General features: G+C 70.4%; 24 protein-coding genes. 12 read left to right on the top strand and 12 right to left on the bottom strand.

The genetic code is table 11. The features are described from left to right. Nucleotides 1-37 precede the first annotated feature (37 nt). Nucleotides 38-1,258 (top strand): glycosyltransferase 87 family protein, encoded by a 1,221-nt coding sequence (locus CK206_RS12445; protein ID WP_159981138.1) that lies wholly within the window; start codon nt 38-40, stop codon nt 1,256-1,258. On the opposite strand, the gene CK206_RS12440 is transcribed toward CK206_RS12445, so the two are convergent. Further along, nucleotides 1,210-1,986, bottom strand: coding sequence for an acetoacetate decarboxylase family protein (locus CK206_RS12440; RefSeq protein ID WP_096906586.1), 777 nt, complete (start codon nt 1,984-1,986; stop codon nt 1,210-1,212). The two genes, CK206_RS12445 and CK206_RS12440, sit on opposite strands and share 49 nt — an antisense overlap. Before the next feature lie 146 nt (nt 1,987-2,132). On the opposite strand from CK206_RS12440, the gene CK206_RS12435 reads away from it, so the two are divergent. Continuing rightward, the gene (locus CK206_RS12435; RefSeq protein ID WP_067718902.1) at nt 2,133-2,312 is read left to right on the top strand and encodes a hypothetical protein; all 180 of its coding nucleotides are present in this window, start codon (nt 2,133-2,135) and stop codon (nt 2,310-2,312) included. Between the two features lie 55 nt (nt 2,313-2,367). Here the strand turns inward: CK206_RS12435 and aspA are convergent, their stop codons facing one another. Further along, on the bottom strand, nt 2,368-3,831 hold the full coding sequence (aspA, locus tag CK206_RS12430; protein ID WP_096906585.1) for an aspartate ammonia-lyase: 1,464 nt from the start codon (nt 3,829-3,831) through the stop codon (nt 2,368-2,370). Nucleotides 3,832-3,937: 106 nt separating this feature from the next. Here aspA and CK206_RS12425 point away from each other — a divergent pair, with 106 nt between their 5' ends. From CK206_RS12425 to CK206_RS12415, 3 genes are all read left to right on the top strand, one after another. Continuing rightward, the gene (locus CK206_RS12425; RefSeq protein ID WP_096906584.1) at nt 3,938-4,759 is read left to right on the top strand and encodes a phosphatase PAP2 family protein; all 822 of its coding nucleotides are present in this window, start codon (nt 3,938-3,940) and stop codon (nt 4,757-4,759) included. Continuing rightward, complete coding sequence (locus tag CK206_RS12420; RefSeq protein ID WP_096906583.1) at nt 4,756-5,328, top strand: O-acetyl-ADP-ribose deacetylase; 573 nt, start codon at nt 4,756-4,758, stop codon at nt 5,326-5,328. The genes CK206_RS12425 and CK206_RS12420 overlap by 4 nt, the downstream gene beginning before the upstream one ends. A 275-nt stretch (nt 5,329-5,603) precedes the next feature. Beyond that, complete coding sequence (locus CK206_RS12415; protein ID WP_096907430.1) at nt 5,604-6,161, top strand: hypothetical protein; 558 nt, start codon at nt 5,604-5,606, stop codon at nt 6,159-6,161. 180 nt (nt 6,162-6,341) lie between these two features. On the opposite strand, the gene htpG is transcribed toward CK206_RS12415, so the two are convergent. Continuing rightward, nucleotides 6,342-8,423 (bottom strand): molecular chaperone HtpG, encoded by a 2,082-nt coding sequence (gene htpG, locus CK206_RS12410; protein ID WP_096906582.1) that lies wholly within the window; start codon nt 8,421-8,423, stop codon nt 6,342-6,344. Between the two features lie 108 nt (nt 8,424-8,531). Between htpG and CK206_RS12405 the strand changes: the two genes are divergently transcribed. From CK206_RS12405 to CK206_RS12395, 3 genes are all read left to right on the top strand, one after another. Next, nucleotides 8,532-9,164 carry a maleylpyruvate isomerase N-terminal domain-containing protein gene (locus CK206_RS12405; RefSeq protein WP_096907429.1) on the top strand — a complete coding sequence of 211 codons (633 nt, stop codon included), beginning with the start codon at nt 8,532-8,534 and terminating at the stop codon, nt 9,162-9,164. An 84-nt stretch (nt 9,165-9,248) separates the two neighbouring features. Next, nucleotides 9,249-9,677 carry a VOC family protein gene (locus CK206_RS12400; protein WP_096906581.1) on the top strand — a complete coding sequence of 143 codons (429 nt, stop codon included), beginning with the start codon at nt 9,249-9,251 and terminating at the stop codon, nt 9,675-9,677. A gap of 60 nt (nt 9,678-9,737) precedes the next feature. Beyond that, nucleotides 9,738-10,514, top strand: coding sequence for an SDR family NAD(P)-dependent oxidoreductase (locus tag CK206_RS12395; RefSeq protein WP_067718885.1), 777 nt, complete (start codon nt 9,738-9,740; stop codon nt 10,512-10,514). Between the two features lie 128 nt (nt 10,515-10,642). Here CK206_RS12395 and CK206_RS12390 read toward each other — a convergent pair whose 3' ends face one another. From CK206_RS12390 to CK206_RS12375, 4 genes are all read right to left on the bottom strand, one after another. Next, entirely contained in the window at nt 10,643-11,473 is an 831-nt protein-coding gene (locus CK206_RS12390; RefSeq protein WP_069389524.1) for an amino acid ABC transporter permease, read from the bottom strand. Next, nucleotides 11,470-12,132, bottom strand: a complete 663-nt coding sequence (locus CK206_RS12385; RefSeq protein ID WP_067718880.1) for an amino acid ABC transporter permease — start codon at nt 12,130-12,132, stop codon at nt 11,470-11,472. The genes CK206_RS12390 and CK206_RS12385 overlap by 4 nt, the downstream gene beginning before the upstream one ends. 113 nt (nt 12,133-12,245) lie before the next feature. Continuing rightward, nucleotides 12,246-13,064, bottom strand: coding sequence for a glutamate ABC transporter substrate-binding protein (locus CK206_RS12380; protein ID WP_096906580.1), 819 nt, complete (start codon nt 13,062-13,064; stop codon nt 12,246-12,248). A 57-nt stretch (nt 13,065-13,121) separates the two neighbouring features. Beyond that, a complete protein-coding gene (locus tag CK206_RS12375; RefSeq protein WP_069389523.1) occupies nt 13,122-13,856 on the bottom strand; it encodes an amino acid ABC transporter ATP-binding protein in 735 nt (244 codons plus the stop codon). 114 nt (nt 13,857-13,970) lie between these two features. On the opposite strand from CK206_RS12375, the gene CK206_RS12370 reads away from it, so the two are divergent. Then, on the top strand, nt 13,971-15,209 hold the full coding sequence (locus CK206_RS12370) for a fatty acid desaturase (RefSeq protein WP_096906579.1): 1,239 nt from the start codon (nt 13,971-13,973) through the stop codon (nt 15,207-15,209). A 2-nt stretch (nt 15,210-15,211) separates the two neighbouring features. Next, the gene (locus CK206_RS12365; RefSeq protein WP_096906578.1) at nt 15,212-15,676 is read left to right on the top strand and encodes a hypothetical protein; all 465 of its coding nucleotides are present in this window, start codon (nt 15,212-15,214) and stop codon (nt 15,674-15,676) included. A 60-nt stretch (nt 15,677-15,736) separates the two neighbouring features. Here CK206_RS12365 and CK206_RS12360 read toward each other — a convergent pair whose 3' ends face one another. From CK206_RS12360 to CK206_RS12350, 3 genes are all read right to left on the bottom strand, one after another. Further along, nucleotides 15,737-16,015 carry a WhiB family transcriptional regulator gene (locus CK206_RS12360; RefSeq protein ID WP_067718868.1) on the bottom strand — a complete coding sequence of 93 codons (279 nt, stop codon included), beginning with the start codon at nt 16,013-16,015 and terminating at the stop codon, nt 15,737-15,739. A gap of 238 nt (nt 16,016-16,253) precedes the next feature. Further along, on the bottom strand, nt 16,254-17,276 hold the full coding sequence (locus CK206_RS12355) for a glycosyltransferase (protein WP_096906577.1): 1,023 nt from the start codon (nt 17,274-17,276) through the stop codon (nt 16,254-16,256). A gap of 13 nt (nt 17,277-17,289) precedes the next feature. Further along, entirely contained in the window at nt 17,290-17,850 is a 561-nt protein-coding gene (locus CK206_RS12350; RefSeq protein ID WP_067719144.1) for a type 1 glutamine amidotransferase domain-containing protein, read from the bottom strand. Between the two features lie 86 nt (nt 17,851-17,936). On the opposite strand from CK206_RS12350, the gene CK206_RS12345 reads away from it, so the two are divergent. Beyond that, on the top strand, nt 17,937-18,671 hold the full coding sequence (locus tag CK206_RS12345; protein ID WP_096906576.1) for an LmeA family phospholipid-binding protein: 735 nt from the start codon (nt 17,937-17,939) through the stop codon (nt 18,669-18,671). Nucleotides 18,672-18,677: 6 nt separating this feature from the next. Here CK206_RS12345 and CK206_RS12340 read toward each other — a convergent pair whose 3' ends face one another. Continuing rightward, a complete protein-coding gene (locus CK206_RS12340) occupies nt 18,678-20,234 on the bottom strand; it encodes an adenylate/guanylate cyclase domain-containing protein (RefSeq protein ID WP_227022203.1) in 1,557 nt (518 codons plus the stop codon). Between the two features lie 247 nt (nt 20,235-20,481). Here CK206_RS12340 and CK206_RS12335 point away from each other — a divergent pair, with 247 nt between their 5' ends. Further along, nucleotides 20,482-22,137: a DEAD/DEAH box helicase gene (locus CK206_RS12335; RefSeq protein WP_096906575.1), complete on the top strand. Its 1,656-nt coding sequence runs from the start codon at nt 20,482-20,484 to the stop codon at nt 22,135-22,137. A gap of 122 nt (nt 22,138-22,259) precedes the next feature. On the opposite strand, the gene CK206_RS12330 is transcribed toward CK206_RS12335, so the two are convergent. Further along, the gene (locus CK206_RS12330) at nt 22,260-23,084 is read right to left on the bottom strand and encodes a thioesterase family protein (protein ID WP_069389384.1); all 825 of its coding nucleotides are present in this window, start codon (nt 23,082-23,084) and stop codon (nt 22,260-22,262) included. Nucleotides 23,085-23,090 lie beyond the last annotated feature (6 nt).

Raw genomic sequence — 23,090 nt, 5'->3', positions numbered from 1 at the left:
ACCGCACCCCGTTCCGGACCGAAAGGAGCGCTACCCGATGCACACCCTCCCGAAGCCGGGGAGCGCGCTGCGCCTGGCAGGTCTGATCCTGACCGCGGCCGTGATCACCGCGGTCATGGTGCGAGCCGCGACCGAGTTCATGCTGGACCTCCAGGTGTTCCAGGACGCCGGACGGGCCCTGCTGGCCGGGGCGGACCTGTACTCCGAGGGCTTTCCCACCCGCTCGGGCTTCAGGTTCATCTACCCGCCGTTCGGCGCCGTCGTCTTCCTGCCGCTGGCGCCACTCGGAGCCACTGTCGCCCAACTCGCCTGGACCGCCGCCACGGTGGTCGCGGTCTGGGCGATCCTGGCCATGGCCGCGTCCCGGCTCCAGCTTCAGGGCGCACGAACCCTGGCCCTGGCACTGACCGGCGTGGCGCTGCTGTTCGAGCCGATCCGCGCGAACATCGGCTTCGGCCAGATCAACATCTTCCTGTTCCTCATGGTCACCGCCGACGTCCTGGGCTTCACTCCCCGCCGCGCCCGCGGCGTCTTGCTCGGCCTGGCCGCCGGCATCAAGATCACCCCGGCCGCGTTCGGCGTTCTGTTCCTCGTCCGTAGAGACTGGGCGTCCCTGGCACGGGCGGTTGGGACAGTCGCGGCCACGATCGGCCTCGGGCACCTCATCCGCCCGGCCGAGTCCTGGCATTTCTGGACCGCCGAGTTCTTCCTCACCGAACGGGGCGGCACACGGCACTTCGTCCCCAACCAGGCCCTGAGCGGCCTGCTGGCCCGGGCCCGGATCCCCGCCGAGCACCTCGACCCGCCCGTCTACGGCTTCTTCCTGCTCGTCGCCGCGGCAGCCACCTGGGGAGCCTGGCGACTGACCCGGGACAACCGGCCCGTCGACGCCCTGCTCCTGGTCGCCCTCGGGGTCTTCATCGCCTCTCCGGTGGCGGTGACCCACCACTGGTCCGGCGTGGTCATCGCCATCCCGCTACTACTGACCGCCCGGCGCAGACCGGTCCGGATCGCGGTGGCGGTCCTGGTCCTCACCCACCTGATCGGCACGCACTACGCCTACGCGCTCACCACGGTCGACCCAGCCGCCCACGTGCTGCAGTGGCTCATCGGCAACGCGCAGGGTGTGAGCGGAATCGCCGCGTTCGCGATGCTGCTCGGCGACGCCGCTCTGGGCGACGCCGCTTTGGGCGGCGCCCCCGGGCGGCGTCAGCCGATCCGTTCGGGCGCCTGGAACTCGGCCTCGAACCTGTCGTAGGAGAAGGTGGCGAGGGCGCGGGCGCGGTCCAGCCCGAGTTCGCGTACCGCCTCGGCGAACCGCGCGACATCGGCGTCGCTGTCATCCGCGCCCGTCGCGATCGTCACGCGAGCGCCGCTCAGCGGACGCATCCGCCCACCTCGGGCGGTGGCCTCGGCCGTGACCCGCACCGGCTGACCGTCGAGGACCTGCACGCAGTTCATGGCGAGTGATTGGCTGCCGGGGATCGGGACACCGACGCGGGTATCCAGCCTGAGATCGACCCCGCCCGCGCCCGCCGACCCGACCGCCCCGAGACGGGCATCGTCGAGCGCCCCGCCGGCGGTGCCGACCATGTCGCCCTTCCACTTGGGAAAGCCCCACAGCTCGTTGCCCGCCGCGAGGGTGAAGTCCTGGTCCACCGGCAGTTCGTGGATGTGCACCAGCGTCCCGTGGCCCGGCACCTTGAGCTGGAAAGCCACTCCCATCTCGTGGTACGCACCCAGGACGTTGCCGGGCACGTCGTGGTACCGCACGTGGATCATGATCGCGGGGGTCCGGCCGCCGGGCAGTGCCACCGGCTCGGCGCCCGCAGCGTCGAGGACGGCGGACTGGCGGCCGGCGGCGATGAGCCGGCGGACGACGGCTGCCCGGGTGAGGAACGCCGCGCCGGAGACCGAGGCGGACACGACGGGGACCGGGAAGGTGATCTCGCGCCCGGCGACGACGCGGGAGGCGGGAAAGCTCATGGTGCGACGGTAGCGGGCGCGCGGGCCGGAATCATCAGTTTGCGCGGCTAACGATCGGGGCGGCGGGTCCGATATCACCTGTGTAGGCCAGCTCACGTCCCGCCGCCCGGTTCGCGGCGCGACCACCGATCCATCTGGAGGCACTCATGCTCAAGGCCATCGCCGACTTCTTCGCCCAGTTCGACTACACCGTCGGCTCGTCCGCCGCCATCAACGCCGCGATCTCGGGCTCGTCCGCATTCATCGACCAGCAGTTCGGTTTCGACAGTTCGCTGGGGAACCTCGCCGTAAGCAGCATCGGCCGCGTCGGCGAGCCCCCCGCCTGACACGGCTCACCCGGGTCGGAGTCGGACCGCCCTGGTCCGACTCCGACCCGGCGGCTCAGGCCGTGGGGCCGGTCATATCCTGCCCGGGTTGTGCCACGTCCCGTGTACCACCTTTTCCCTTGTACTTCGGCCGCAGGAGGTTGGACGGCGACAAGATGTCATCGAGCTCCTCCGCCGACAGCAGCCCCATCTCCAGCACCACCTCCCGGACCCCGCGGCCCGACCGGGCGCACTCACGGCCGACCCGGTCACCGTTGTGGTGGCCGATGATCGGGTTGAGGTAGGTGACGATCCCGATCGAGTTCATCACGTTCTGGCGGGCCACTTCGACGTTGGCGGTGATCCCCTCCACGCACTTCTCGGTCAGCGTCTCGATGGCGTTGGTCAGCAGCGAGATCGACTCGAACATCGCCTGGGCGATCACCGGCTCCATGACGTTGAGCTGGAGCTGACCTGCCTCGGCGGCCATGGTCACGGTGACGTCGTTGCCGATCACCTTGAAGCACACCTGGTTGACGACCTCGGGGATCACCGGGTTGACCTTGGCTGGCATGATCGACGACCCGGCCTGCAGCTCCGGCAGGTTGATCTCGTTGAAGCCGGCGCGCGGCCCCGAGGACAGCAGCCGCAGGTCGTTGCAGATCTTGGAGACCTTCACCGCGGTCCGCTTGAGGGCGGCGTGGACGTTGACGTAGTCGCCGGTGTCGCTGGTGGCCTCGATGAGGTTCATCGCGCCGGTGACCGGCAGTCCGGTGACGGCCCGCAGATGTCTGATGACGGCGCGACGATAGTCGGGCGGGGTGTTGACTCCGGTGCCGATCGCGGTCGCACCGAGGTTGACGTCGAGCAGCATCCGGGCCGCGGCGCCGAGGACGTGGAGTTCCTCGTCGAGCGTCACGGCGAAGCCGCCGAACTCTTGGCCCATCGACATGGGGACCGCGTCCTGCAGCTGCGTGCGCCCCATCTTGAGGACCTCGCGGAATTCCTCGGACTTGTCGTAGCAGGCCTCCCGCAGGGCGACGATCGCCGGTTCGAGCCGTTCCAGCGCGTGCCACAGGGCGATGCGGAATCCGGTCGGGTAGGCGTCGTTGGTGGACTGTGAACGGTTGACGTCGTCGTTGGGGCTGACGATGTCGTAGGAGCCCCTGGGGTGGCCGAGGCGCTCGAGGGCGAGGTTGGCCACGACCTCGTTGGTGTTCATGTTCACCGAGGTGCCGGCGCCGCCCTGGAACTGGCAGGAGGGGAACTGGTCCATGCAGCGCCCGTCGACCAGGATCTCGTCGCAGGCCCCGACGATCGCCTTCGCCACCGTCTCGTCGAGGACACCCATCTCGAGATTCGCGAGCGCGGCGGCCTTCTTGACCATGACCATGCCGCGGACGAAGTCGGGGATGTCGCTGATGGTGGTGGCGGTGATCGGGAAGTTCTCGACGGCCCGGACCGTGTGGATGCCGTAATACGCCTCCGCCGGGACCTCCTTGGTACCGAGCAGGTCATGTTCCACACGGGTCTGGCTCATTCGTCGTCCGCCTCTCGGGTCGCCTGCGGCCCACCCTAACCGCGCCGCACCCGACCTCGCGGCGATCCACCGGCGGGAAGGCCGCCGCTCTGCCTAGTGTGGGGGCATGTCGCGCACGACGACCTCCCGTCGCTCCCGAGCGTTCACCTCCGCTCGGGACATCCTGCGGCAGCTGTACCCGTCGGACGGGGTGCTGGGCAGCATCGTCGACCGGCGGGAGATGCCCCTGCCGCGCGGGACGTGGACGATCTTCGGGGTGGCGTTCGTGGGGTTCGCGACCCCGGTGATCGGATTCGTCGAGCTGGCCGAGCGCATCCGCGGCGATGCGGGCCTGCCCTTCGACCGCCCCGTCATGCTGTGGCTGCAGAGTCGCCATTCGCCGCGCAACACGCGCATCGTCCGGGCCGTCACCGAACTCGGCGGAGTCACTGCGGTGCCGTTGTTCGCCCTGGCCACCTCGGCGTATCTGGTCTCCGTCCGGGGCAGTCGCCGGCCCGCCGCACTGTTGACGGTGTCCCTGGTGGGGTCGACGGTCATCAATTCGGTGCTCAAGGCCCTGTACCGGCGGGGTCGGCCCACGTTCTTCACCCACATCGTGGAGGAGAAGAGCTACTCGTTCCCCAGCGGTCACGCCATGGCGAGCGCGGCGTTGGCCGGGTGCGCCTGCGTCCTGGCCTGGCCAACGGCGTGGCGTTACCCGGTGATCGTCGGGTCCGCCGGGTATGTCCCGGCCATCGGCGTCACCCGCATGTACCTGGGTGTGCACTTCCCGAGCGACATCCTGGCCGGCTGGTGCGTGAGCCTGGCGTGGGTGGGCGAGGTGGCGACCATCATGTGGTTGATGGACCGCCTCGACGACTCACCGACGCCGATGATCACCCACCGGAGGTCACCCCGCGAGGCCGTGACGCCCGGGGTGTCGGGATGACGACGACGAGGCGCGCCCGGATCGAGCTGGGCCATGGCGACATCACCCGGATGGCCGTCGACGCGGTGGTCAACGCGGCCAACAGTTCCCTGCTCGGGGGCGGCGGTGTGGACGGGGCGATCCACCGCGCGGGCGGGCCGACGATCCTGGCCGAGTGCCGGGAGCTGAGGGCGGGCCGCCTGCGCGACGGGCTGCCGACCGGACAGGCCGTCGCGACCGGCGCCGGAGATCTCCCCGCCCGCTGGGTCATCCACACCGTGGGCCCGGTCTACGAACGCACCGGCGGCGCGGAAGCAACGGGCGGCACGGGCGGCACCGGCGGCGGAGCGCTGCTGGCCGGCTGCTATCGCAATTCCCTCGCCGTGGCCGACGAGCTCGGCGCCCGCACGGTGGCCTTCCCGCTCATCTCCGCCGGGGCCTACGGCTGGCCGCGCGAGGACGCGATCCGCACCGCGCTCGGGACTCTCGCCGGCATCGACACCGAGGTGGAGTCCGCCACGCTGCTGCTGTTCGACGCAGCCACCCTGAGCTTGGCCGAGCAGTGCCTCGCCGAGATCCGGCCCCGCTGACCCGCCCCGCGCCCGGCCCGCCTCGCACTCCGGTCCGCCCCGCCCCGCGCCACCCCGCACCGCACCGCACCGCACCGCACGCACCACCCCACCCCGCACCGCACTCCGATCCGCCCCGGCCAGATCCGCTACTCTCCCTCCGGATCCGCTAGTCCAATCAAACCAGCGGATCCGTATTCGGGATAGCGGATTTTCGGGGGGTGGCGGAGAGCGTGGTGGTCGAGAGCGGTGCGTCGGCCCGGGGTTCGGTCGCGCCGGATGGGCGGACGCGTGGCGTGCTCCCGGCGACGGTTCTGACGGAGGTCTGCGCCCCGTGGGTGGTGCTCACCGTCGGGTCGGTGCACCTCGGCCGGGCGGTGGGGTCGACCGGGTGGGGGCTCGCGACCGCCGCCGGCCTGGGCATCGTTCCGCAGGCCGCGATCACCTGGCGGGTCCGACGCAAGGCGCTGTCCGACCACCACGTCACCCGGCGGGAGGACCGCCCCCTGGTGATCGTCGGCATCGCCGGGTCGGTGGCGACCCTGCTCGCGGCCCAACGGTGGGGCGACGCCCCGGACGAGTTGCAGCGGATGACGCGGGCCGCACTGGTGGCGCTGGGCGTGGCCGGGGCCGCGACGCTCCGGATCAAGGTGTCGTTCCACACCGCCGTGCTCTCCGGGGCCGTCGCGGTGCTCGCCCGCGAACTCTCACCCCGCTACTGGCGACTGCTGGCCCTCGTACCGACGGTGGCCTGGGCGCGGGTGCGGATCAGCCACCACACCCCGGCCGAGACCGCGCTCGGGGCGGTGATCGGCGTGGCCTGCGGCTCCCTGGCCGGGGCCGGACACCGGTGATCGGGTAGTCGTCGCCCCGGCCGTCGCTGTGGGCGGGGAGGTCGGCAACAACGCCCGCCGCGCCGCGGGAGCCCTGACGGGATCCTGCGGAGCAGCGGGCGTGCGAGCCGGGAAACCGGCGAGGCTGCTCGAGCCGACGAGGCCGCCGGGCCAGCGGCGCGATGGGCCGCTGGGGCGACGTCAGATGCGGTCGACCAGCAACTTGGCGAACGCGGCCGGATCGGACAACGTGCCGCCCTCCGCGAGGACGGCCGCACCCGACAGCAGCCGGGCGGTATCGGCCAGGCCCGGCGCCGACGGATCCGATGCGTACTGCTCGCGCAGCCGCTCGACCAGCGGGTGCGTGGGGTTGAGCTCGAGGATCCGCTTGCTCGTGGGCAACTCCATGCCCGAAGCGCGGTACATGGCCTCGAGCTGCGGAGTCATGTCGAACTCGTCGCCCACCATGCACGCGGCCGATTCGGTGAGCCGGTGCGACAGGCGCACCTGCTTGACCTCGTCCGACAGCTCCTCGCCCAGCCAGGTGAGCAGGTCGGCGAACTCGGCCGCGTCGGGCTCGTCCTTGTTCTCCTCGCCCTCCGAGCCGATGCCGGACAGGTCCACGTCGCCCTTGGCCACCGACCGCAGGCGCTTGCCGTCGACCTCGCCGACCGCGTCCACCCACACCTCGTCGACCGGGTCGGTGAGGATGAGGACCTCGACGCCGCGGGCACGGAACGCCTCCAGGTGCGGGGAGTTCTCCACCGCCGCGCGGGACGTCCCGGTGAGGTAGTAGATCTCCTCCTGCCCGTCGGCCATCCGGGAGACGTACTCGGCGATGGTGGTGCCCACCTCGTCGTCGTCACGCTCGTCGTCGCGCGGGGTCTCGTCCGATCCGGACCCGGCGTTCCCGGCGCCCGCCTGGGCGGGACGCGTGGAGGCGAACGTGCTCACGGCCAGCAACTGCTCCCGGGCGTCGACGTCCGCGATCAGGCCCTCCTTGAGGACGGCACCGAAGTTTGCCCAGAAGCTGCGGAACTCCTCCGGCCGGTCGGTCCTGATCTGTTCGATCGTCTGCAGCACCCGCTTGACCAGGCGCTTGCGGATCGCCCGGATCTGGCGGTCCTGCTGGAGGATCTCGCGGGAAACGTTGAGCGACAGGTCCTGGGCGTCGACGATGCCCTTGACGAAGCGGAGGAACGGCGGGACCAGCTCCTCGCAGTCGTCCATGATGAAGACACGACGGACGTAGAGCTGCACCCCGCGCTTGGTGTCCGGGGAGAACAGGTCGAACGGCACCTGCGTGGGAAGGAACAGCAGCGCCTGGTACTCGAACGTGCCCTCCGCCTTGAGGGTGATCGTCTCCAGCGGCTCGTCCCACGCGTGCGAGACGTGACGGTAGAACTCGGCGTACTCCTCGTCGGTGACCTCCGAGCGGGGCCGCGTCCACAGCGCCTTCTGGGAGTTGAGCGTCTCCGTCTCGGTGACCGTGCCGGGAGCCTCGGGCGCGGCGTCCTCGGCGGCGGCATCGTCTGCGCCGGCCCCGTCCGCGCCGGCCCCATCCGTCGACTCCGGCTCCGGCGCCGGGCGCTCGACGTCCATGCGGATCGGCCAGGCGATGAAGTCCGAGTAGGTTCGCACCACCCGGCGCAGCGTGTGCTCCTCGGCGTAGTCCGGGAGCGCCGCGTCCCCACCGGCCGGCTTGAGCTGCAGGATCACCGAGGTGCCCTGGGGAGCGTCCGGGGCGTCCTCGATCGTGTACGTGTCCTCGCCGCTCGACGTCCAGCGCGTCCCCGCACTCTCGCCTGCCTTGCGGGTGACCAGCGTGACCGTGTCCGCGACCATGAACGTCGAATAGAAGCCGATGCCGAACTGACCGATGAGGTCCGCGGTGGCCTGCTCCGAGACCTCACCGGACTCCTGCGCCGCCCGGGCCGCGGAGAGTGCCTCCCGCATCTGCCCGGTGCCCGACCTGGCGAGCGTGCCGATGAGGTCCACCACCTCGTCGCGGGACATGCCGATGCCGTTGTCGCGGATCGTCAGCGTCCGGGCGCCGGCATCCGGGATCAGCTCGATGTGCAGATCCGAGGTGTCCGCGCCGAGCGAGGAATCCTGCAGCGCGGCCAACCGGAGCTTGTCCAGCGCGTCCGAGGAGTTGGAGATGACCTCGCGCAGGAAGGTGTCCGGATTCGAATAGATCGAGTGGATCATCAGATCCAACAGCTGCCGGGTCTCGGCCTGGAACTCCCGGGTCTCTGCTGCACCGGAGGTCTGCGGGCTCATGGCGGGTATCGGTCCTTTCTCGTCACGGCTGAAGGGTTGGCGTGATCTGTTCACACCGTCCCAGTCAACCTAGTGTGAAGCACAGACATTCCTGGAGGTGAGGTGCCCGTGACCCCGACCCCGTTGAGCCCGGAGGACCTCGCGGTTCTCGACCGGGCCACCACCCTGTTCGGCCGCGCGCTCGCCGGCGGTCTCGACGGAGACTGCGACGCCTGCCCGGGATGGACCCGCCGCGACTGCGCCAACCACGTCCTGGGCGGTGGGCTGCGATACGCCGCCTACTCCTCACGGCTGCCGGAGTCGGAGATCGGGTGGACCCGCACCGCCGACCACGCCGGCGAGAAACCGGTCCCCGCCCTGCACCGCACGTCCGCCGGTCTGCGAAGGGAACTCGCGCGGGCCCGGGACGCGGACGCGACCGTCCCGCACCGCCTGGCCGACATCCCGGTCCGCGACCTGCTCGCGCTACGGGTCTTCGAACTGCTGGTCCACGCCCACGACCTCGATCCCCGGACCTGGGAGTCGACGGAGGCGGAGGACCTCGCCGCCTGGACGCTCGACCACGCCAGGAGCGTGGTGGAGTTGATGCGGTCATTCGACGTGCTCGCCGAGGCGAGCCCCGTGACGCTCGGGGCGGACTCTCGGGCCCGACTGCTCGCGCTGTCCGGACGGCGCCCCTCCCCGGCCGGGCCGGGCGGCAACGGCGACAGCGACAGCGACAGCGACAGCGACCAGATTTAACGTGTCCGGCGGCGCAGACGGGTCTAGCGTTGCGTATACCGGGTAGCACCGGCACGCGGTCGCCCACGACGAGAGACTCCGACAATGGCCATGACCTGCGTCCCCTACATCTCCTTCCCCGCCAACGCGGCGGAGGCGTTCCCCTACTACCAGGAACTCTTCGGCGGAAAGCTCGAGGTGATGACCTACGACCAGTTCCCCTCCACCGAGGACTTCCCGTTCGACCCACCGCACGGTTCGGTCGCCCACGCGACCCTCGAGGCCCCCGGGATCAGCCTGACCGGCGGTGACGCCATGGGCGAGAGCCTCCCGCAGCCGCGCAGCGACGTCTACTCGTTCCTGCTGGGATTCGACACCGAGGACGAGGCCCGTGCGTTCCTGGACAAGGTCACCTTGAGCGGTGGCGAGATGGCGATGCCGTTCGGGGTCGCCCCGTGGGGTGACCGGTACGGGCAGGTCCACGATCGGTTCGGCATCCGCTGGGACGTCGTCGTGCCGGGCACCGGAGACTGAATACGCACTGACCCGGCCAAGCCACCCTTATCCGGCGCCCGTGCTTGTTACCGTTCTGGCATGGAAATTTCTGGAGCAAGTGCCATCGTCACGGGCGGTGCGTCGGGAATCGGCGCCGCCGTCGTCCGTCAGCTCGCCGCCAAGGGTGCCAAGGTGGTCGTCGCCGACCTCAATGCCGAGAAGGGTGAGGCCCTGGCGAACGAGGTCGGAGGCGTGTTCGTCTCCGTCGACGTCACCAAGACCGACCAGAACGAGAAGGCCGTCGCCGCCGCTCTCGAGCTCGGCCCGCTGCGCTACCTCGTCAACTCGGCCGGCATCGGCTGGGCGCAGCGCACCATCGGCCGCGACGGTGAGTACTCGTCGGCCTTCGACATCGACTCGTTCCGCAAGGTCATCGACATCAACCTCATCGGCTCGTTCGACATGCTGCGGCTCGCCGCCACCAAGATGAGCACGCAGGAGGCCGACGAGGACGGTCAGAAGGGCGCCATCGTCAACATGGCCTCCGTCGCCGCGTTCGACGGCCAGATCGGCCAGGCCGCCTACTCCGCCTCGAAGGGCGGCATCGTCGGCCTGACCCTGCCCGTCGCGCGTGACCTGTCCGCCGCCGGCATCCGCCTCAACACCGTGGCGCCCGGCCTCATCGACACCCCGATCTACGGCGAGGGCCCGGACTCGGAGGCGTTCAAGGCCAACCTCGGCTCGAATGTCCTGTTCCCGAAGCGTCTCGGCTCGGGCGACGAACTGGCGTCCATGGTCATGGAGCTGCTCACCAACCCGTACATGAACGCGGAGACCATCCGCGTCGACGGTGGCATCCGGATGCCACCGAAGTAGCACGCCCCCGGAATCGACCACGCCCCCGGGCATCGAAAAGGACGTTCCGCGCACTCCCTCTCGGGCGATGTGCGCGGAACGTCCTTTTCGTCGGTATGGGTGCGGGTCTCCGTCGGTGCGGGTGCGGGTCAGACCTTCGCGCGGCGCTTCTTCATCCGGCCCTCGAGGTACACGGCGAACTTGGTGAGCGTGTAGTTGACGAGGATGAACAGGATGCCCGCCACGATGTACGCGGGGACGGTGTTCGCGTACGCCGAGCCCAGGGTCTTGGACCAGTTGAGCAGCTCCAGGTAGGTGATGCCGTAGCCCAGTGCGGAGTCCTTGAGGACGACGACGAGTTGGCCGACGAGGGCCGGGAGCATCGCCGTGAGTGCCTGGGGGAGCTGGATCGAGCGCAGCACCTGCCCCGGGGTGAGGCCCACGGCCAGTCCCGCCTCGGACTGCCCCGCGGGCAGCCCGTGGACACCCGAGCGGACGAGCTCGGCGATGACCGCGCCGTTGTAGAGGGTGAGCGCGGTGACGACGGCGGCGAGCGGCGCGTGCTGGTTGGGCACGATGTTGGAGGTGGCGAAGTAGCCGAAGTAGGCGAAGACCATCATCAGCAGCACGGGCACGGAGCGGAAGAACTCCACGATCACGCTGCAGAACCAGCGCAACGGTGCGAACGGCGAGAGCCGCCCCATGCCGAAGAGCAGCCCGAAGACCACGGCGAGCACGATGGAGATCGCCGCCGCCGTGAACGTCCCCTTGAGGCCCGGGATGAGGTAGGACGTCCACACCTCGGGGTCGGTGACGAACGGCTCCCACATGAAGGCCTTGAGCTGGCCGGCCTTCTCGAACTGGAGATAGATGACGTAGGCGATGGCGACCACGAGGACCACGCCGACAGCGGTGAGGATCCTGTGCCGCAGCCGGGCCTTGGGGCCGGGGACGTCGAAAAGTACCGCCTGTGTGCTCATCGCTTCACCGACAGCTTCCGGGAGAGGGAGGTGGTCCACAGTCCGATCGGGAGGGTGAGGACCACGAAGACCATGGCGAAGAAGAAGAACGTCAGCAGGCTCGCGCCCTCGTTCTCCGTGATGACCTGGAGCAGGCCGGCGGAGTCCCCGACACCGATGACCGCCGCGACGGTGGAGTTCTTGATCAGCGCGATGACCACCGACCCCAGCGGGGCGATGGACCCGCGGAACGCCTGCGGGAGTATGACCTCTCGCATGGACTGGCCGAAGGCCAGACCGATCGAGCGGGCGGCCTCCGCCTGCCCCACCGGGACGGTGTTCACGCCGGAGCGCAGGGCCTCGCAGACATAGGCCGCGTGGTAGACGGCCAACATGATCGCGGCCCACCAGAAGGCGTTGCGGGCGAAGTCGTCCGAGACCGACAGCTGGAGGATGAAGGACAGCCCCAGGATGCTGAAGACCATCAGCAACGTCAGCGGGAGGTTCCGGAACGTGTTGACGTACGAGGTGCCCAGGCCGCGCAGGACAGCCACCGGGGACACGCGCAGGACGGCGATGATCGTCCCCAGGACCATGGCCCCGATGGTGCCCAGGACCGAGAGCTGGATCGTCACCCAGACCGCCCCGAGGACGTCGTAGTCGGCGAAGATGTCGCCCATGGTCCACCTTCCGTGGTGAGGTGCCCGCCCTCCTCCCCGCGCCAGCGGGTCGGCGCGGGGAGGGAGGCGGTGGTCGGCCGGAGCGGGTGTCGCACCGGCCGGGTCGGATCAGATCAGGAGCAGGCCTCCGGCTCGGGCGGGTTGCCCTCGCCCGGGGTGAAGCCGGCGGCGCCGAGGTTCTCCTCGACGGCGGTGTCCCAGCTGCCGTCGGAGATCATCTCGCGGATGGCCTCGTTGATCTGCTCACACTTCTCCGTATCGCCCTTCTGGATCCCGACGCCGTACCGCTCCTCGGTGAACGGCGCGCCGACCACCTTGAGCTGGCCCTGGTACTGGTCCTGGGAGGCGTACCCCGCGAGGATCGTGTCATCGGTGGTCAGCGCGTCGACGGCGTTGGACACCAGCGCCGAGACACACTCCGAGTACGTGCCGAACTCCTGCAGGTTCACACCCGGCACCTGCTCCTTGACCGTCTGGGCCGAGGTCGACCCGGTGACGGAGCACAGGCGCTTGCCGTCGAGGGAGTCGGGACCGGTGATCGAGTCGTCGTCGGAGCGGACCAGGAGGTCCTGCCCGGCGATGAAGTACGGGCCGGCGAAGCCGACCTTCTCCTTGCGGGAGTCGGTGATGGAGTAGGTGGCGACGATCATGTCGACCTGACCGGTCTCCAGCAGCGTCTCGCGCTGGGCGCTGGGTGCCTGCACCCACTCGATCTCGTCCTCCGGGGTCCCGAGCTTGTCGGCGATGTAGCGCGCCACGTCGACGTCGAGCCCGGTGTAGTCGTTGCCCTCCTTCAGCCCGAGTCCCGGCTGGTCGAACTTGATGCCGACCTTGAGCTGGTTCTCGCCACCACCGTCGTCGCTACCGCACGCGCTCACGCCGAGTGCCAGGGCGACGGCCGCCGTGGCCGCTCCGATCCGTCGGATGTTCATGGGTTCTCCTCGTGGGATGGGTGGATGGGTCTCGTTCGGGTCCGCGGACGGGCCCGACTAGTTGGTGAGGATCTTGGACAGGAAGTCCTTGGCCCGGGAGCTCTGCGGATTGGTGAAGAACTCCTCCGGGGTGGCCTGTTCGACCAGCTCCCCGTCCGCCATGAAGATCACGCGGTCGGCCGCCTTGCGGGCGAACCCCATCTCGTGGGTCACCACGACCATGGTCATACCGGTCTTGGCCAGCCCCGTCATCACGTCGAGGACCTCGTTGATCATCTCCGGGTCCAGGGCGGACGTCGGCTCGTCGAAGAGCATGACCTTGGGGTCCATCGCCAGCGACCGGGCGATCGCCACCCGCTGCTGCTGACCGCCGGACAGCTGCGCCGGGTACTTGGACGACTGCTCGTGGACACCGACCCGCTCGAGCAGTTCCATCGCGCGCTTCTCGGCCTCCGACTTGGACTGTTTGCGGACCTTGATGGGACCCAGCGTCACGTTCTCGAGGATCGTCTTGTGCGCGAACAGGTTGAACGACTGGAACACCATCCCGACGTCGGCCCGCAGTCTCGCCAGCGCCTTGCCCTCCTCGGGCAGCGGCTTGCCGTCGATGGTGATGGAGCCGCTCTCGAAGGTCTCGAGCCGGTTGATCGTGCGGCACAACGTCGACTTCCCGGACCCCGACGGGCCGATCACCACGACGACCTCCCCCTGCTCGATGGACAGGTTGATGTCCTTGAGCGCGTGGAAGTCACCGAAGTGCTTATTGACGCCTGAGATCTCGACGAGAGCCATGGTGGGATCATAAGCGTCCGATGAACGCTTGCCGGTCAACTCGGCAGTAGTTGTCCGCAGTTCGGGTTTCCCGGAACGGTCGACATGACGCTGACCGCTACGTACCGTTCTTACATGGCGATATCTGATGTAAGGGAATACGCCCATCTCTCCGCCGAGGACGTCGATGCCATCGGTGAGGAACTGGACGCGCTCCGCCAGGAGGTCGTCGACTCCCTCGGGGACGACGACCGCCGCTACGTGCAGAACACCATCCGCCTGCAGCGCGGACTGGTGACCGGCGGCCGGGTCGTCCTCCTCTTCTCCGGGTACCGACCCGCGTGGCTGGTGGGCACCGGACTACTGGCGGCCGGGAAGATCATCGAGAACATGGAGCTCGGGCACAACGTGATGCACGGGCAGTGGGACTGGATGAACGACCCGGTGATCCACTCCAGTTCCTGGGAGTGGGACATCGTGGGCACGTCCGAGCACTGGAAGGCCACCCACAACTACCACCACCACAAGTACACCAACATCGTCGGCATGGACGACGATGTCGGGTACGGCGTGGTGCGGGTGACGCGCGACCAGCCGTGGCACCCGGCGAACTCGCTCAACCTGGTGTGGAACACGATGCTCGCGTTCGCGTTCCAGTGGGGCGTCGGCGTCCAGCACCTGGAGATCGCGCCGGGGACGATCAACTCCTCGGGGTGGGACGAGCAGAAGAAGCGGATCGGACAGTTCCTGCGCAAGGCCCGGCGCCAGGTGGGCAAGGACTACGTGTGGTTCCCGCTGCTGTCGGGGCCCAACTGGAAGTCCACCATGAGCGCCAACATGACCGCCAACGTCATCCGCAACCTGTGGTCCAACGCCGTGATCTTCTGTGGCCACTTCCCGGACGGCGCCGACAAGTTCACGCTCGAGGACCTGGAGAACGAGACGCAGGCGCAGTGGTACCTGCGCCAGATGCTCGGCTCCGCGAACTTCACCGGCAGCAAGCTCACGCACTTCATGTCCGGCAACCTGTCGTTCCAGATCGAGCACCACCTCTTCCCGACGCTCCCGTCGAACCGGTACGCGGAGCTTTCGGAGAAGGTCCAGGACGTCTGCCGGCGGTGGGACCTGCCGTACACCACCGGACCGCTGTACAAGCAGTACTGGCAGTCCTGGCGCACGATCGCCAAGCTCTCGCTGCCGAACCGGTTCCTCAAGGCCACGACGGACGACGCGCCGGAGACCCGCTCGGAGAAGATGTTCGCCGGTGAGCCGAAGACCTACGACGACGCGGTGGGTCCGCGGTCGGGCCTGGTCACCGCGCTCAAGCACCACACAGGCCCCGACCAGCTGCGTCGTCTGACCCGGACGGTCTGAGCGTGGCGGGCCCGGGAGAGGGAGACCGGACCCCGAGCGTCGACGAGGCGCATCGGCGGCCAGAGGGGGCGACCGACGCCGAGGTCGAGGCGGCCGGCACCGTCGGCGAGGCGATGGAGTACATCGAGCGCGCCCGCGGGCACCTGTACGACCTGCACCAGCTGATCGGCCGGGCGGACATCCTCTTCCAAGAAGCCGCCGACCAGCTGGACGATGCCGGCCGGTCCGAGCTCGCCGCGCGCATCCGCGACGAGATGGTGGGGGTCAACGTCCTGTACGGACGCTGGACGTTCCAGATCGTCGAGGAGTTCGACGACGGGTTCTGGAGCACGGCCCGCGCCCTGGACAGTGCGGTGCGCGACGAGCTCACCGGAGGACGACGGCATGTCCACGAGGCGGAGATGAAGGAGGCCAACCGGACTGGCGGCCGCCCGGGGCACGAGGCCACCCCGCAGGATCGCAACTAGGTCCCGCGGACCGCCAGCCTGCCACCCGGGTACACGGCCGCCGACTCGCCGCCCGGGTCGTCAGCCGGTGCGGTGGCGGCCGGAGATCCTGTGCCTCTCGGCCTCGGTGAGTCCGCCCCACACTCCGTAGAGTTCACCGGAATTGAGGGCGAACTGCCGACAGGTATCGAAGACCGGGCACGTGGCGCAAACCGACTTGGCCTGCTCCTCCTTCTTGCGCCGCTCCCCCTTCGACTCCTCCTCCAGGCTGTAGAACAGGTCTTCGTGCCCGATGCACGCGGCGTTGTCACGCCAGGACCAGAAGTCCGAGGTGGGTTCGAGGTTCCTGTATCTCGGCATTCATCCTCCGTCCCTGCGCCTCGCGAAGTGCCCTACCTCGAGCCCTGAAAGTTCGTCGTTCGCAGTGAGTCCCGCAATACTGTCAGGGTTCCGAGCACGTCGCGCCGCACTTCGGGGGTCGTGAGATCGAGTATCTCCCCCGGGGACGGCATGTGTGCAGCAGTTATCAGCCTTCCTGACGACCTCGTGAGAAAATGCCTATCCGCGGATCGGGAGGCGCACATCACCCGAATCGGGCCTACCTCGTCGTCGTCGTCGTCGCCGTCGCCCGGATGACCTCCGCGGCGCGGTGTGCCGCCCCGTCCACCCCCCACCACGACCGGATCCCGGCGGCCTCGCCGTCGAGGGCGCGGTCCACCTGTGCGCGCACCTCGCGCGCGACCGCCGTCGGGCCGTCGCCGTAGCGCAGGACCGACGCGCCGGGGATGGAGCCGAGCGCCTCGGCGGTGGCGTCGTGTTCGCCGTACTCGTGCTTCCCGGGGACGACGACCAGCGGCACATCGGCGCAGGCCGCGTCGGCGACGGACGCCTGACCCGCGCCGGTCACCACGACGTCCGCAGAGCTCAGCACGGGCCAGGGGTCGGAGTGCCACTCGCCGTCGGGCCCGCCCAGTTCCACCCAGTCCGTCACGCCCAGCTCCGCCGCGGTGGTCCGCACGGCGCGCCAGAAGCGGTGATCACCGCCGGTGCCGGAGGCGTTGAGGTGGACGACACGGGGGCGACGACGAGCCCGCTCCTCGCGTCCGCGTCGCTCGAACCGGGAGACGCCCCCGATCTCGCTCACCCGCTTCTCCGCCCGCGCCACGGTCTCGCGGTGCACGCCCGGCGGCCAGGCGGCGATGAGCCTCTCGGCCGCCCGGCACCGCAGCAGATGCGGTTCGTCGTCGCGCACGCCCGGGGGAAGGGTGCTCACCATGGGTGTACCGGTCATGCGGGCGGCCAGCGACATCGCCGGGGAGCCGTCGACCCACAGCGCGCGGGGGCGTTCACGGTCCATCCACGCCACGGCGGCACGACGGGCGGCGAGGGTGATCTCGTCCCGCGCCGGCGGTCCGGCCGCGTGCGCGGCGGCGGGCCCGGTCCGTGCGTCCGGCTCTGTCGGCAGGTGGACCACGCGGGTCCCGGGGGGACGCTGGGTGTCGTCGAAGGGGCCGGTGACGAGCATCGTGACCTCGTCGCCCCGGTCGCGGAGCGCGGCGACGACCGGCAGCACCCGGTGCAGGTGCCCCCGTCCACGGTTGTGGACGTACACGCCGATCATCGCCCGGTCGCCCCTAGGCCGACCCCCGGGCGGCGCCGACGAGCGCCTCGCAGAAGGCCGGGAGATCGTCGGGCCGGCGGCTCGTGAAGACCCCGTCGTCGCTGACGAGCTCGGAGTCGACCCACTCCGCGCCAGCGTTGACCAGGTCGGTCCGCAGGCTCGGGAAGGAGGTGACCTTCCGGCCGCGCACCACGTCCGCCTCGATGAGGACCCACGGCGCGTGGCAGATCGCGAACACCGGCTTGCCAGCCTCGACCATCTCGCGCACGAGGGTCACCGCGTGCTGGTCCCCGCGCAGGGCGTCCGGGTTCGCGACGCCGCCGGGCAGGACGAGCACGTCCACGTCGGCCGCGGAGATGTCCGCACTCGTGCGGTCCACGGGCCGGGTGCCGGCCGGGCTGAGGTGATCGACCAGCCCGACCTCGCCGTCCTCCGTGCTGACGAGGACCGGCCGGAAGCCGGCGTCGGAGACGGCGTCCCACGGTTCGGTGAGCTCGACGCGCTCGATCCCCTCGGAGGCCACGAGGAAGGCGACGGTACGGGTGTCAGTGAGTGCATCCTGTGTCTCGGTCATGATCCCGATCGTGAGGTCCTGCCCGCCGCGCCGCAACCGGTCCGGCGACGGTAGACCCGGGTGCTCCGGTCCGGCACGATACCCCCATGGGCAGACGAGATCGGATGGACCGCAGAGGGCGTCGCGACAATAGGCGCGGTGGGTGCGGGTGCGGGTGCTCGCTGGTCCTGCTGCTCCTGCTTCTGGCGGGTCTGGTGGTGGCCGCGGAGTTCGGCGCGCGCTGGTACCTGTCGGACCGGGCCGAGCGCGAGGCGTCGGCGGAGCTCGGGGCGCCGGTGTCCGTGGAGTTCGGGACCAGCCCCGTGTTGTGGGACCTGGCCACGCAGCAGGCCGTGGGCACGGTCCGCCTGACCTCCCCCGGTGACGCCACCGTGCCGCGGATCGACGTGACCGGCTACTCGGTCTCGCAGGTCGACGGCGGTATCCGCGCCGAGTCCGCGGACGGCACCGCCACACTCAGCGCCGACCAGCTCGCGGCGGCCGCCGCGGAGGGCAACCCGGCGGAGGGCTCGCCGATCGCGGGCATGACGGAGGTGCGCTCGGTGCGCCCCGACGCACCGGCCGGCCTGCTGCGCGCCGACATCGGCGGCATCGCGGAGATCGGGGTGCAGCCCGGGGTGAACGGCGGGCAGCTCACGCTCACGCCGCAGCAGACCTCGCTGCTGGGGTTCCCGCTGCCGGACGGGCTGTTCTCCGGCATCACCGGCACCGTCGACACGACCATGGCCTCACTGCCCGAGGGAGTGGTGATCGAGGACGCGCGCGTGGTCGACGACGGCCTCGAGGTGATGCTCGGCGGGCGTGACGTGGTGCTGCGCTAGGGGTGGTCAGTCGGGCGCCGGCGCGCACAGTCTCGTGGGCTCGGTGCGGCCGCGCACGACCTCGGACCCGACCTCCTGCCAGCGGCCACGCTCGGACTCCGCGGCGGCGTCGGCCGCCACGCCGGAGGCCAGCACCAGGCCGGGCTGCTCCTTGGCCAGCTCGCATAGCCGCGAGGCCTCGTTCACGGCGTCGCCGATGACGGTGTACTCGAAGCGGTCGTCCGAGCCCACGTACCCGGCCACGACGTCCCCGTAGGACGCCCCGATGCCGGCGCGGCAGTCCGGCACCCGCGCGGGCAGGCGCTCGGCCAGCACCCGCGCGCAGGCCAGGGTCGCGGTCGCCGGGTCCGCCATCGACCGGGGCGCGCCGAACACGACGAGCGCGGCATCGCCGAGGAAACTGTCGACGATGCCGTCGTACTCCTCCACGGTCTCCACGACCACGGAGAAGAACCGGTTGAGCACGTCCACCACCTCGCCGGCCTCGGACCGCACGGCCATCTCGGTCGAGCCGATGAGGTCGACGAACACCACGCCCACGCGCGAGTCGCGCCCGCCCAGCTCGGGATCGTCGAGCTCCGCGGCCTCGGCAACCTCGCGCCCGACGTGTCGACCGAACAGGTCGCGCAGCCGTTCGCGCTCCTGCAGCCCCGAGGCCATCTCGTTGAACCCGCGCTGCAGCTCACCGAGCTCCGTGGCGTCATAGACCACCACGCGCCGAGAGAGCGTGCCGTCGCTGATGTCCTGCATCGCCCACCGGACGCTGCGCAGCGGGGCGATCATCGACCCCGTCGCGAGGGAGATGAGGAGGAACCCGGCCAGGAGGGACGTGGCACCCAGGACGATGACGACGACGGCGAGGCGTTCCAGCGACAGGGCACGGCCCGCGAGTGTGTAGATCGCGACGATGATCAGGCCCGTGACGGGCACCCCGCTACCCAGGGCCCACGCCACCCGGAGCCGCGTCATGGCGCCGAGGAACCGAGCCCGCGGGGCGCGGCCCGTGGACAGTGCGACCGCCGCCACGGGCCGCAGGCCGAAGTCGGCGAGCAGGAACGCGGCGCCGCACACGACCATGCCGGCGAAGGAGATGGTGAACCCGACCACCGGGATCGACGTGGGGTCGACCAGGCCGTACGCGGGGGTGACGACCGCGACGCCGAGCAGCCACAGGAAGGCCTGGATGAGGGTGATGCGGGCGGGCAGGCGCAGGGTCCGGGCGCGGTCACGGTCGGTGGGCTCGCGGCCGTCGAGGAACCACCGGACGCGGCGGTAGACCGCACCGGTGACCCAGATCGTGCCCACGATGACCGCCATCGTCACGTAGACGGGCACCACGATCACCGAGGGGACGAGGAACTCCCGCGACAGCACCGCCGGGCCCGGCAGCACGAAGAAGACCAGCACCACGGCCACCGCGACGCCCACCAGGTTGGAGGCGAGCAGGGTCAGGAGCAGCAGGATCCGGACGCGCCACGCGCGCAGGCGGGCGGACTCCTCCTCCCGGCCGAGAAGCACAGACCCCAGTTCCGGTCGACGCAGCAGGGACAGGTCTATTCGCACGCCTCGTATCGTGCCACCACGGGGAGGCGATCGTGATGCCCTCGTCACACCCGGGCCGCGGGGCTGGGGTGTGGGGCCCGCTACGCGTAGGGTGGTCCTCGGACGGCCCGCACCACTCTTGCCTCGGGCCGTGCGGTTGTCGACCTCCCCGTGGTCGCGCACCGGGCGCATCGCTCATCGAAGTGGATGCGACTCCCCGCGAGCGCGCCGGGCAAGACGCCATTCTCTATGTACGGAGCCTTCTCCCTTGTCACGTTCTTTCGCCGATCTCGGCGTTCCTTCCCCCCTGCTCGACGTTCTCGGCAGCGCGGGGATCACCACCCCCACCCCCATCCAGTCGGCCACGCTGCCGGACGCACTGACCGGCCGTGACGTGCTGGGCCGGGGCCGCACCGGCTCCGGCAAGACCTACGCGTTCTGCATCCCGCTGGTCGCCCGCCTCGCCGCGTCCGGCGGCCGCCGCGCCCGCAACTCCCCGCGTGGGCTGATCCTGGCGCCGACCCGTGAGCTCGCCCGGCAGATCAACGAGACCCTCGAGCCGCTGGCGACCTCCATGGGCCTGAAGACCACCGTCATCTTCGGCGGCGTCTCCCAGGGCCGTCAGGTCGATGCGCTCAATCGTGGCGTCGACATCGTCGTGGCCTGCCCGGGTCGACTCGAGGATCTCATGGGGCAGAAGCACTGCCGCATGGACTCGATCGAGATCAGCGTGCTGGACGAGGCCGACCACATGGCCGACCTGGGCTTCCTGCCCGGCGTCACCCGCATCCTCGCGGCGACCCCGTCCGGTGCGCAGCGACTGCTGTTCTCCGCGACCCTGGACTCCGGCGTCCAGAAGCTGGTCACCAAGTTCCTCACCGATCCCGTGGACCACTCGGTCGACGACGGCACCGCCACCTCCGGCCCGACCGCCCACCACGTGGTGCGCGTCGACGCCGACGACCGCGTCCGCGCGCTGGCCGACCTGGCCGTGGCGCACCCGCGGACTGTGATGTTCACCCGCACCAAGCACGGTGCCAAGCGTCTCGCCAAGCAGCTCACCGGCCGCGGCGTCGTGAGCGTGGACCTGCACGGCAACCTGTCGCAGAACGCCCGCGTGCGTAACCTCGACGCGTTCTCCTCCGGGCAGGCGACCGTGCTCGTGGCCACCGACATCGCCGCCCGCGGCATCCACGTCGACGACGTCGGGCTGGTCGTCCACGCCGATCCGCCGGCCGAGCACAAGGCCTACGTCCACCGTTCGGGCCGCACCGCCCGCGCGGGCGCCATCGGCACCGTCGTGACCGTCGCCACCTCCGACCAGGTGCGCGAGGTGCGGTCGCTGCTGCGCGCGGCCGGGGTCACCGCCGGCGAGATCGAGCTGCCCATCGGCGCCGATGCCGCCGTCGCGTTGGCCGACGCCCCGGAGCCGCCCGCGCACGTGCCGTCCGACGACGGCGCCGAGGGCCAGTCCGTTCGCGGGCAGGCCCGTCGCAGCCGCGGCCAGGGCCGTCAGAACCAGAACCAGCAGCGTCAGGGCCGCGGTGGCGGTCAGGGCCGTGACGGTGAGCAGAGCCGCGGTGGCGGGCAGGGTCGTGACGGCGGTCAGAGCCGCCACGGCGGTCAGAGCCGTGACGGCGCCGGCCGTGGTGGTTCGGAGCGCGGTGGTTCGGAGCGCGGTGGCCGCGATCAGCAGGGCTCCGGCACCGGCGGCGCTCGTCGTCGTCCCCAGACCGCCGACGCCCACGGTGCGCCCCGTCAGGGCTCCGGCGCACGGGGCTCGGGCGCACGGGGCTCGGGCGGGCAGCGCTCGGCCGGCCAGGGTTCCGCGACCCAGGGCTCCGGCGCCCGCCAGTCGGTGGGCCAGGCGGCCGGGCGGCCCCGCAGCGACCAGCGTCGCCGCTCCACCCGCACCGCCGGCTGACCTGAGGGGAGCCGCCCTCCCCTCCCCTCCCGGAAATCCGCTACTCGGAATCCGGATCGGCTACTCCAATCGGACTAGCCGATCCGGATTTCGAATAGCGGATTTTTGCGTTGGGGCGCCGGTCAGCCGAAGACTGTGATGGTCTGCCGGCTGATCGCCACCAGCTCGCCGTCCGGCCGCCACAGCATCGCGTGGGTGTGCGCGTAGCCGTCACGGGCGGTATCGGTGGCGGCGGCGTATCCGAGCATAGAGTCGGCCGGGAACGCCTCCGGGCCCACCTCGGCGATCAGCTCCAGCGTCCACGTCAGGCTGCTGCCGGGCGCGAACCCGTCGAGCATCTGGATGGGAGCCGGCGGCCACGCGTCGGCCAACACCACCAGGTGCTCCTCCTCGAACCGCTCCGGAGTCTCGCGCAGCGACGCCCACCCGGACAGGTCGGCCGTCTCGGAACCGGAGAACGGCAACTGGCCGCCGACCTGCCGCAGCTCGACAAACTGGTAGAACTCCGGCGTCAGCTTCTCGATGTAGGGGAACGCCTCGATCGCCGTCGGATCGCCCAGCGCCGGCATCGGATGGGCGGGCGCGACCGAGATCGACGACTGCCGGTGCTTGCCGAACGCGGCCAGCGCGGTCGCGACGATCGCGCCCTCCTGCCGAACGGTCGCCTGGCACTGGACGACGTTGGAGCCCACGCGCAGGATCTCGGCGTCGACCTCGACGGGGCCGGTCGTCGCGGGGCCGATGAACGACACGGTGATTGACCTCAGTGGGTGGACGACGGGGGCCGAGCCGTCTCCGGTGTCCCGGCTGCGCAGGCACCCCTTCATCGCGGCGAGCAGCAGGGCGCCGGTCAGGCCCCCGAAGATCGCCCTGCCCTGCGTCCAACCCTGCTCGACCTCGACGGTCCCGCCGCGCGCAGCGGCCTCCAACATGTTCGTCAGCGACATGCGGTC

The sequence above is a fragment of the Dietzia sp. WMMA184 genome, assembly GCF_002441635.1.
GTDB lineage: Bacteria > Actinomycetota > Actinomycetes > Mycobacteriales > Mycobacteriaceae > Dietzia > Dietzia kunjamensis.
This window is presented reverse-complemented; position numbering and strand designations above follow the sequence as displayed.

Excerpts from the sequence above, each read along its gene's own strand:
- htpG (WP_096906582.1), bottom strand. The coding sequence starts at position 8,423 with ATGAGCCCGCAGACCTCCGGTGCAGCAGAGACCCGGGAGTTCCAGGCC.
- aspA (WP_096906585.1), bottom strand. The coding sequence starts at position 3,831 with ATGAGCCAGACCCGTGTGGAACATGACCTGCTCGGTACCAAGGAGGTC.
- CK206_RS12440 (WP_096906586.1), bottom strand. The coding sequence starts at position 1,986 with ATGAGCTTTCCCGCCTCCCGCGTCGTCGCCGGGCGCGAGATCACCTTC.
- CK206_RS12445 (WP_159981138.1), top strand. The coding sequence starts at position 38 with ATGCACACCCTCCCGAAGCCGGGGAGCGCGCTGCGCCTGGCAGGTCTG.
- CK206_RS12420 (WP_096906583.1), top strand. The coding sequence starts at position 4,756 with ATGACGACGACGAGGCGCGCCCGGATCGAGCTGGGCCATGGCGACATC.
- CK206_RS12380 (WP_096906580.1), bottom strand. The coding sequence starts at position 13,064 with ATGAACATCCGACGGATCGGAGCGGCCACGGCGGCCGTCGCCCTGGCA.
- CK206_RS12435 (WP_067718902.1), top strand. The coding sequence starts at position 2,133 with ATGCTCAAGGCCATCGCCGACTTCTTCGCCCAGTTCGACTACACCGTC.
- CK206_RS12330 (WP_069389384.1), bottom strand. The coding sequence starts at position 23,084 with ATGTCGCTGACGAACATGTTGGAGGCCGCTGCGCGCGGCGGGACCGTC.
- CK206_RS12360 (WP_067718868.1), bottom strand. The coding sequence starts at position 16,015 with ATGCCGAGATACAGGAACCTCGAACCCACCTCGGACTTCTGGTCCTGG.
- CK206_RS12395 (WP_067718885.1), top strand. The coding sequence starts at position 9,738 with ATGGAAATTTCTGGAGCAAGTGCCATCGTCACGGGCGGTGCGTCGGGA.
- CK206_RS12350 (WP_067719144.1), bottom strand. The coding sequence starts at position 17,850 with ATGACCGAGACACAGGATGCACTCACTGACACCCGTACCGTCGCCTTC.
- CK206_RS12370 (WP_096906579.1), top strand. The coding sequence starts at position 13,971 with ATGGCGATATCTGATGTAAGGGAATACGCCCATCTCTCCGCCGAGGAC.
- CK206_RS12385 (WP_067718880.1), bottom strand. The coding sequence starts at position 12,132 with ATGGGCGACATCTTCGCCGACTACGACGTCCTCGGGGCGGTCTGGGTG.
- CK206_RS12355 (WP_096906577.1), bottom strand. The coding sequence starts at position 17,276 with ATGATCGGCGTGTACGTCCACAACCGTGGACGGGGGCACCTGCACCGG.
- CK206_RS12425 (WP_096906584.1), top strand. The coding sequence starts at position 3,938 with ATGTCGCGCACGACGACCTCCCGTCGCTCCCGAGCGTTCACCTCCGCT.
- CK206_RS12400 (WP_096906581.1), top strand. The coding sequence starts at position 9,249 with ATGGCCATGACCTGCGTCCCCTACATCTCCTTCCCCGCCAACGCGGCG.
- CK206_RS12375 (WP_069389523.1), bottom strand. The coding sequence starts at position 13,856 with ATGGCTCTCGTCGAGATCTCAGGCGTCAATAAGCACTTCGGTGACTTC.
- CK206_RS12345 (WP_096906576.1), top strand. The coding sequence starts at position 17,937 with ATGGGCAGACGAGATCGGATGGACCGCAGAGGGCGTCGCGACAATAGG.
- CK206_RS12390 (WP_069389524.1), bottom strand. The coding sequence starts at position 11,473 with ATGAGCACACAGGCGGTACTTTTCGACGTCCCCGGCCCCAAGGCCCGG.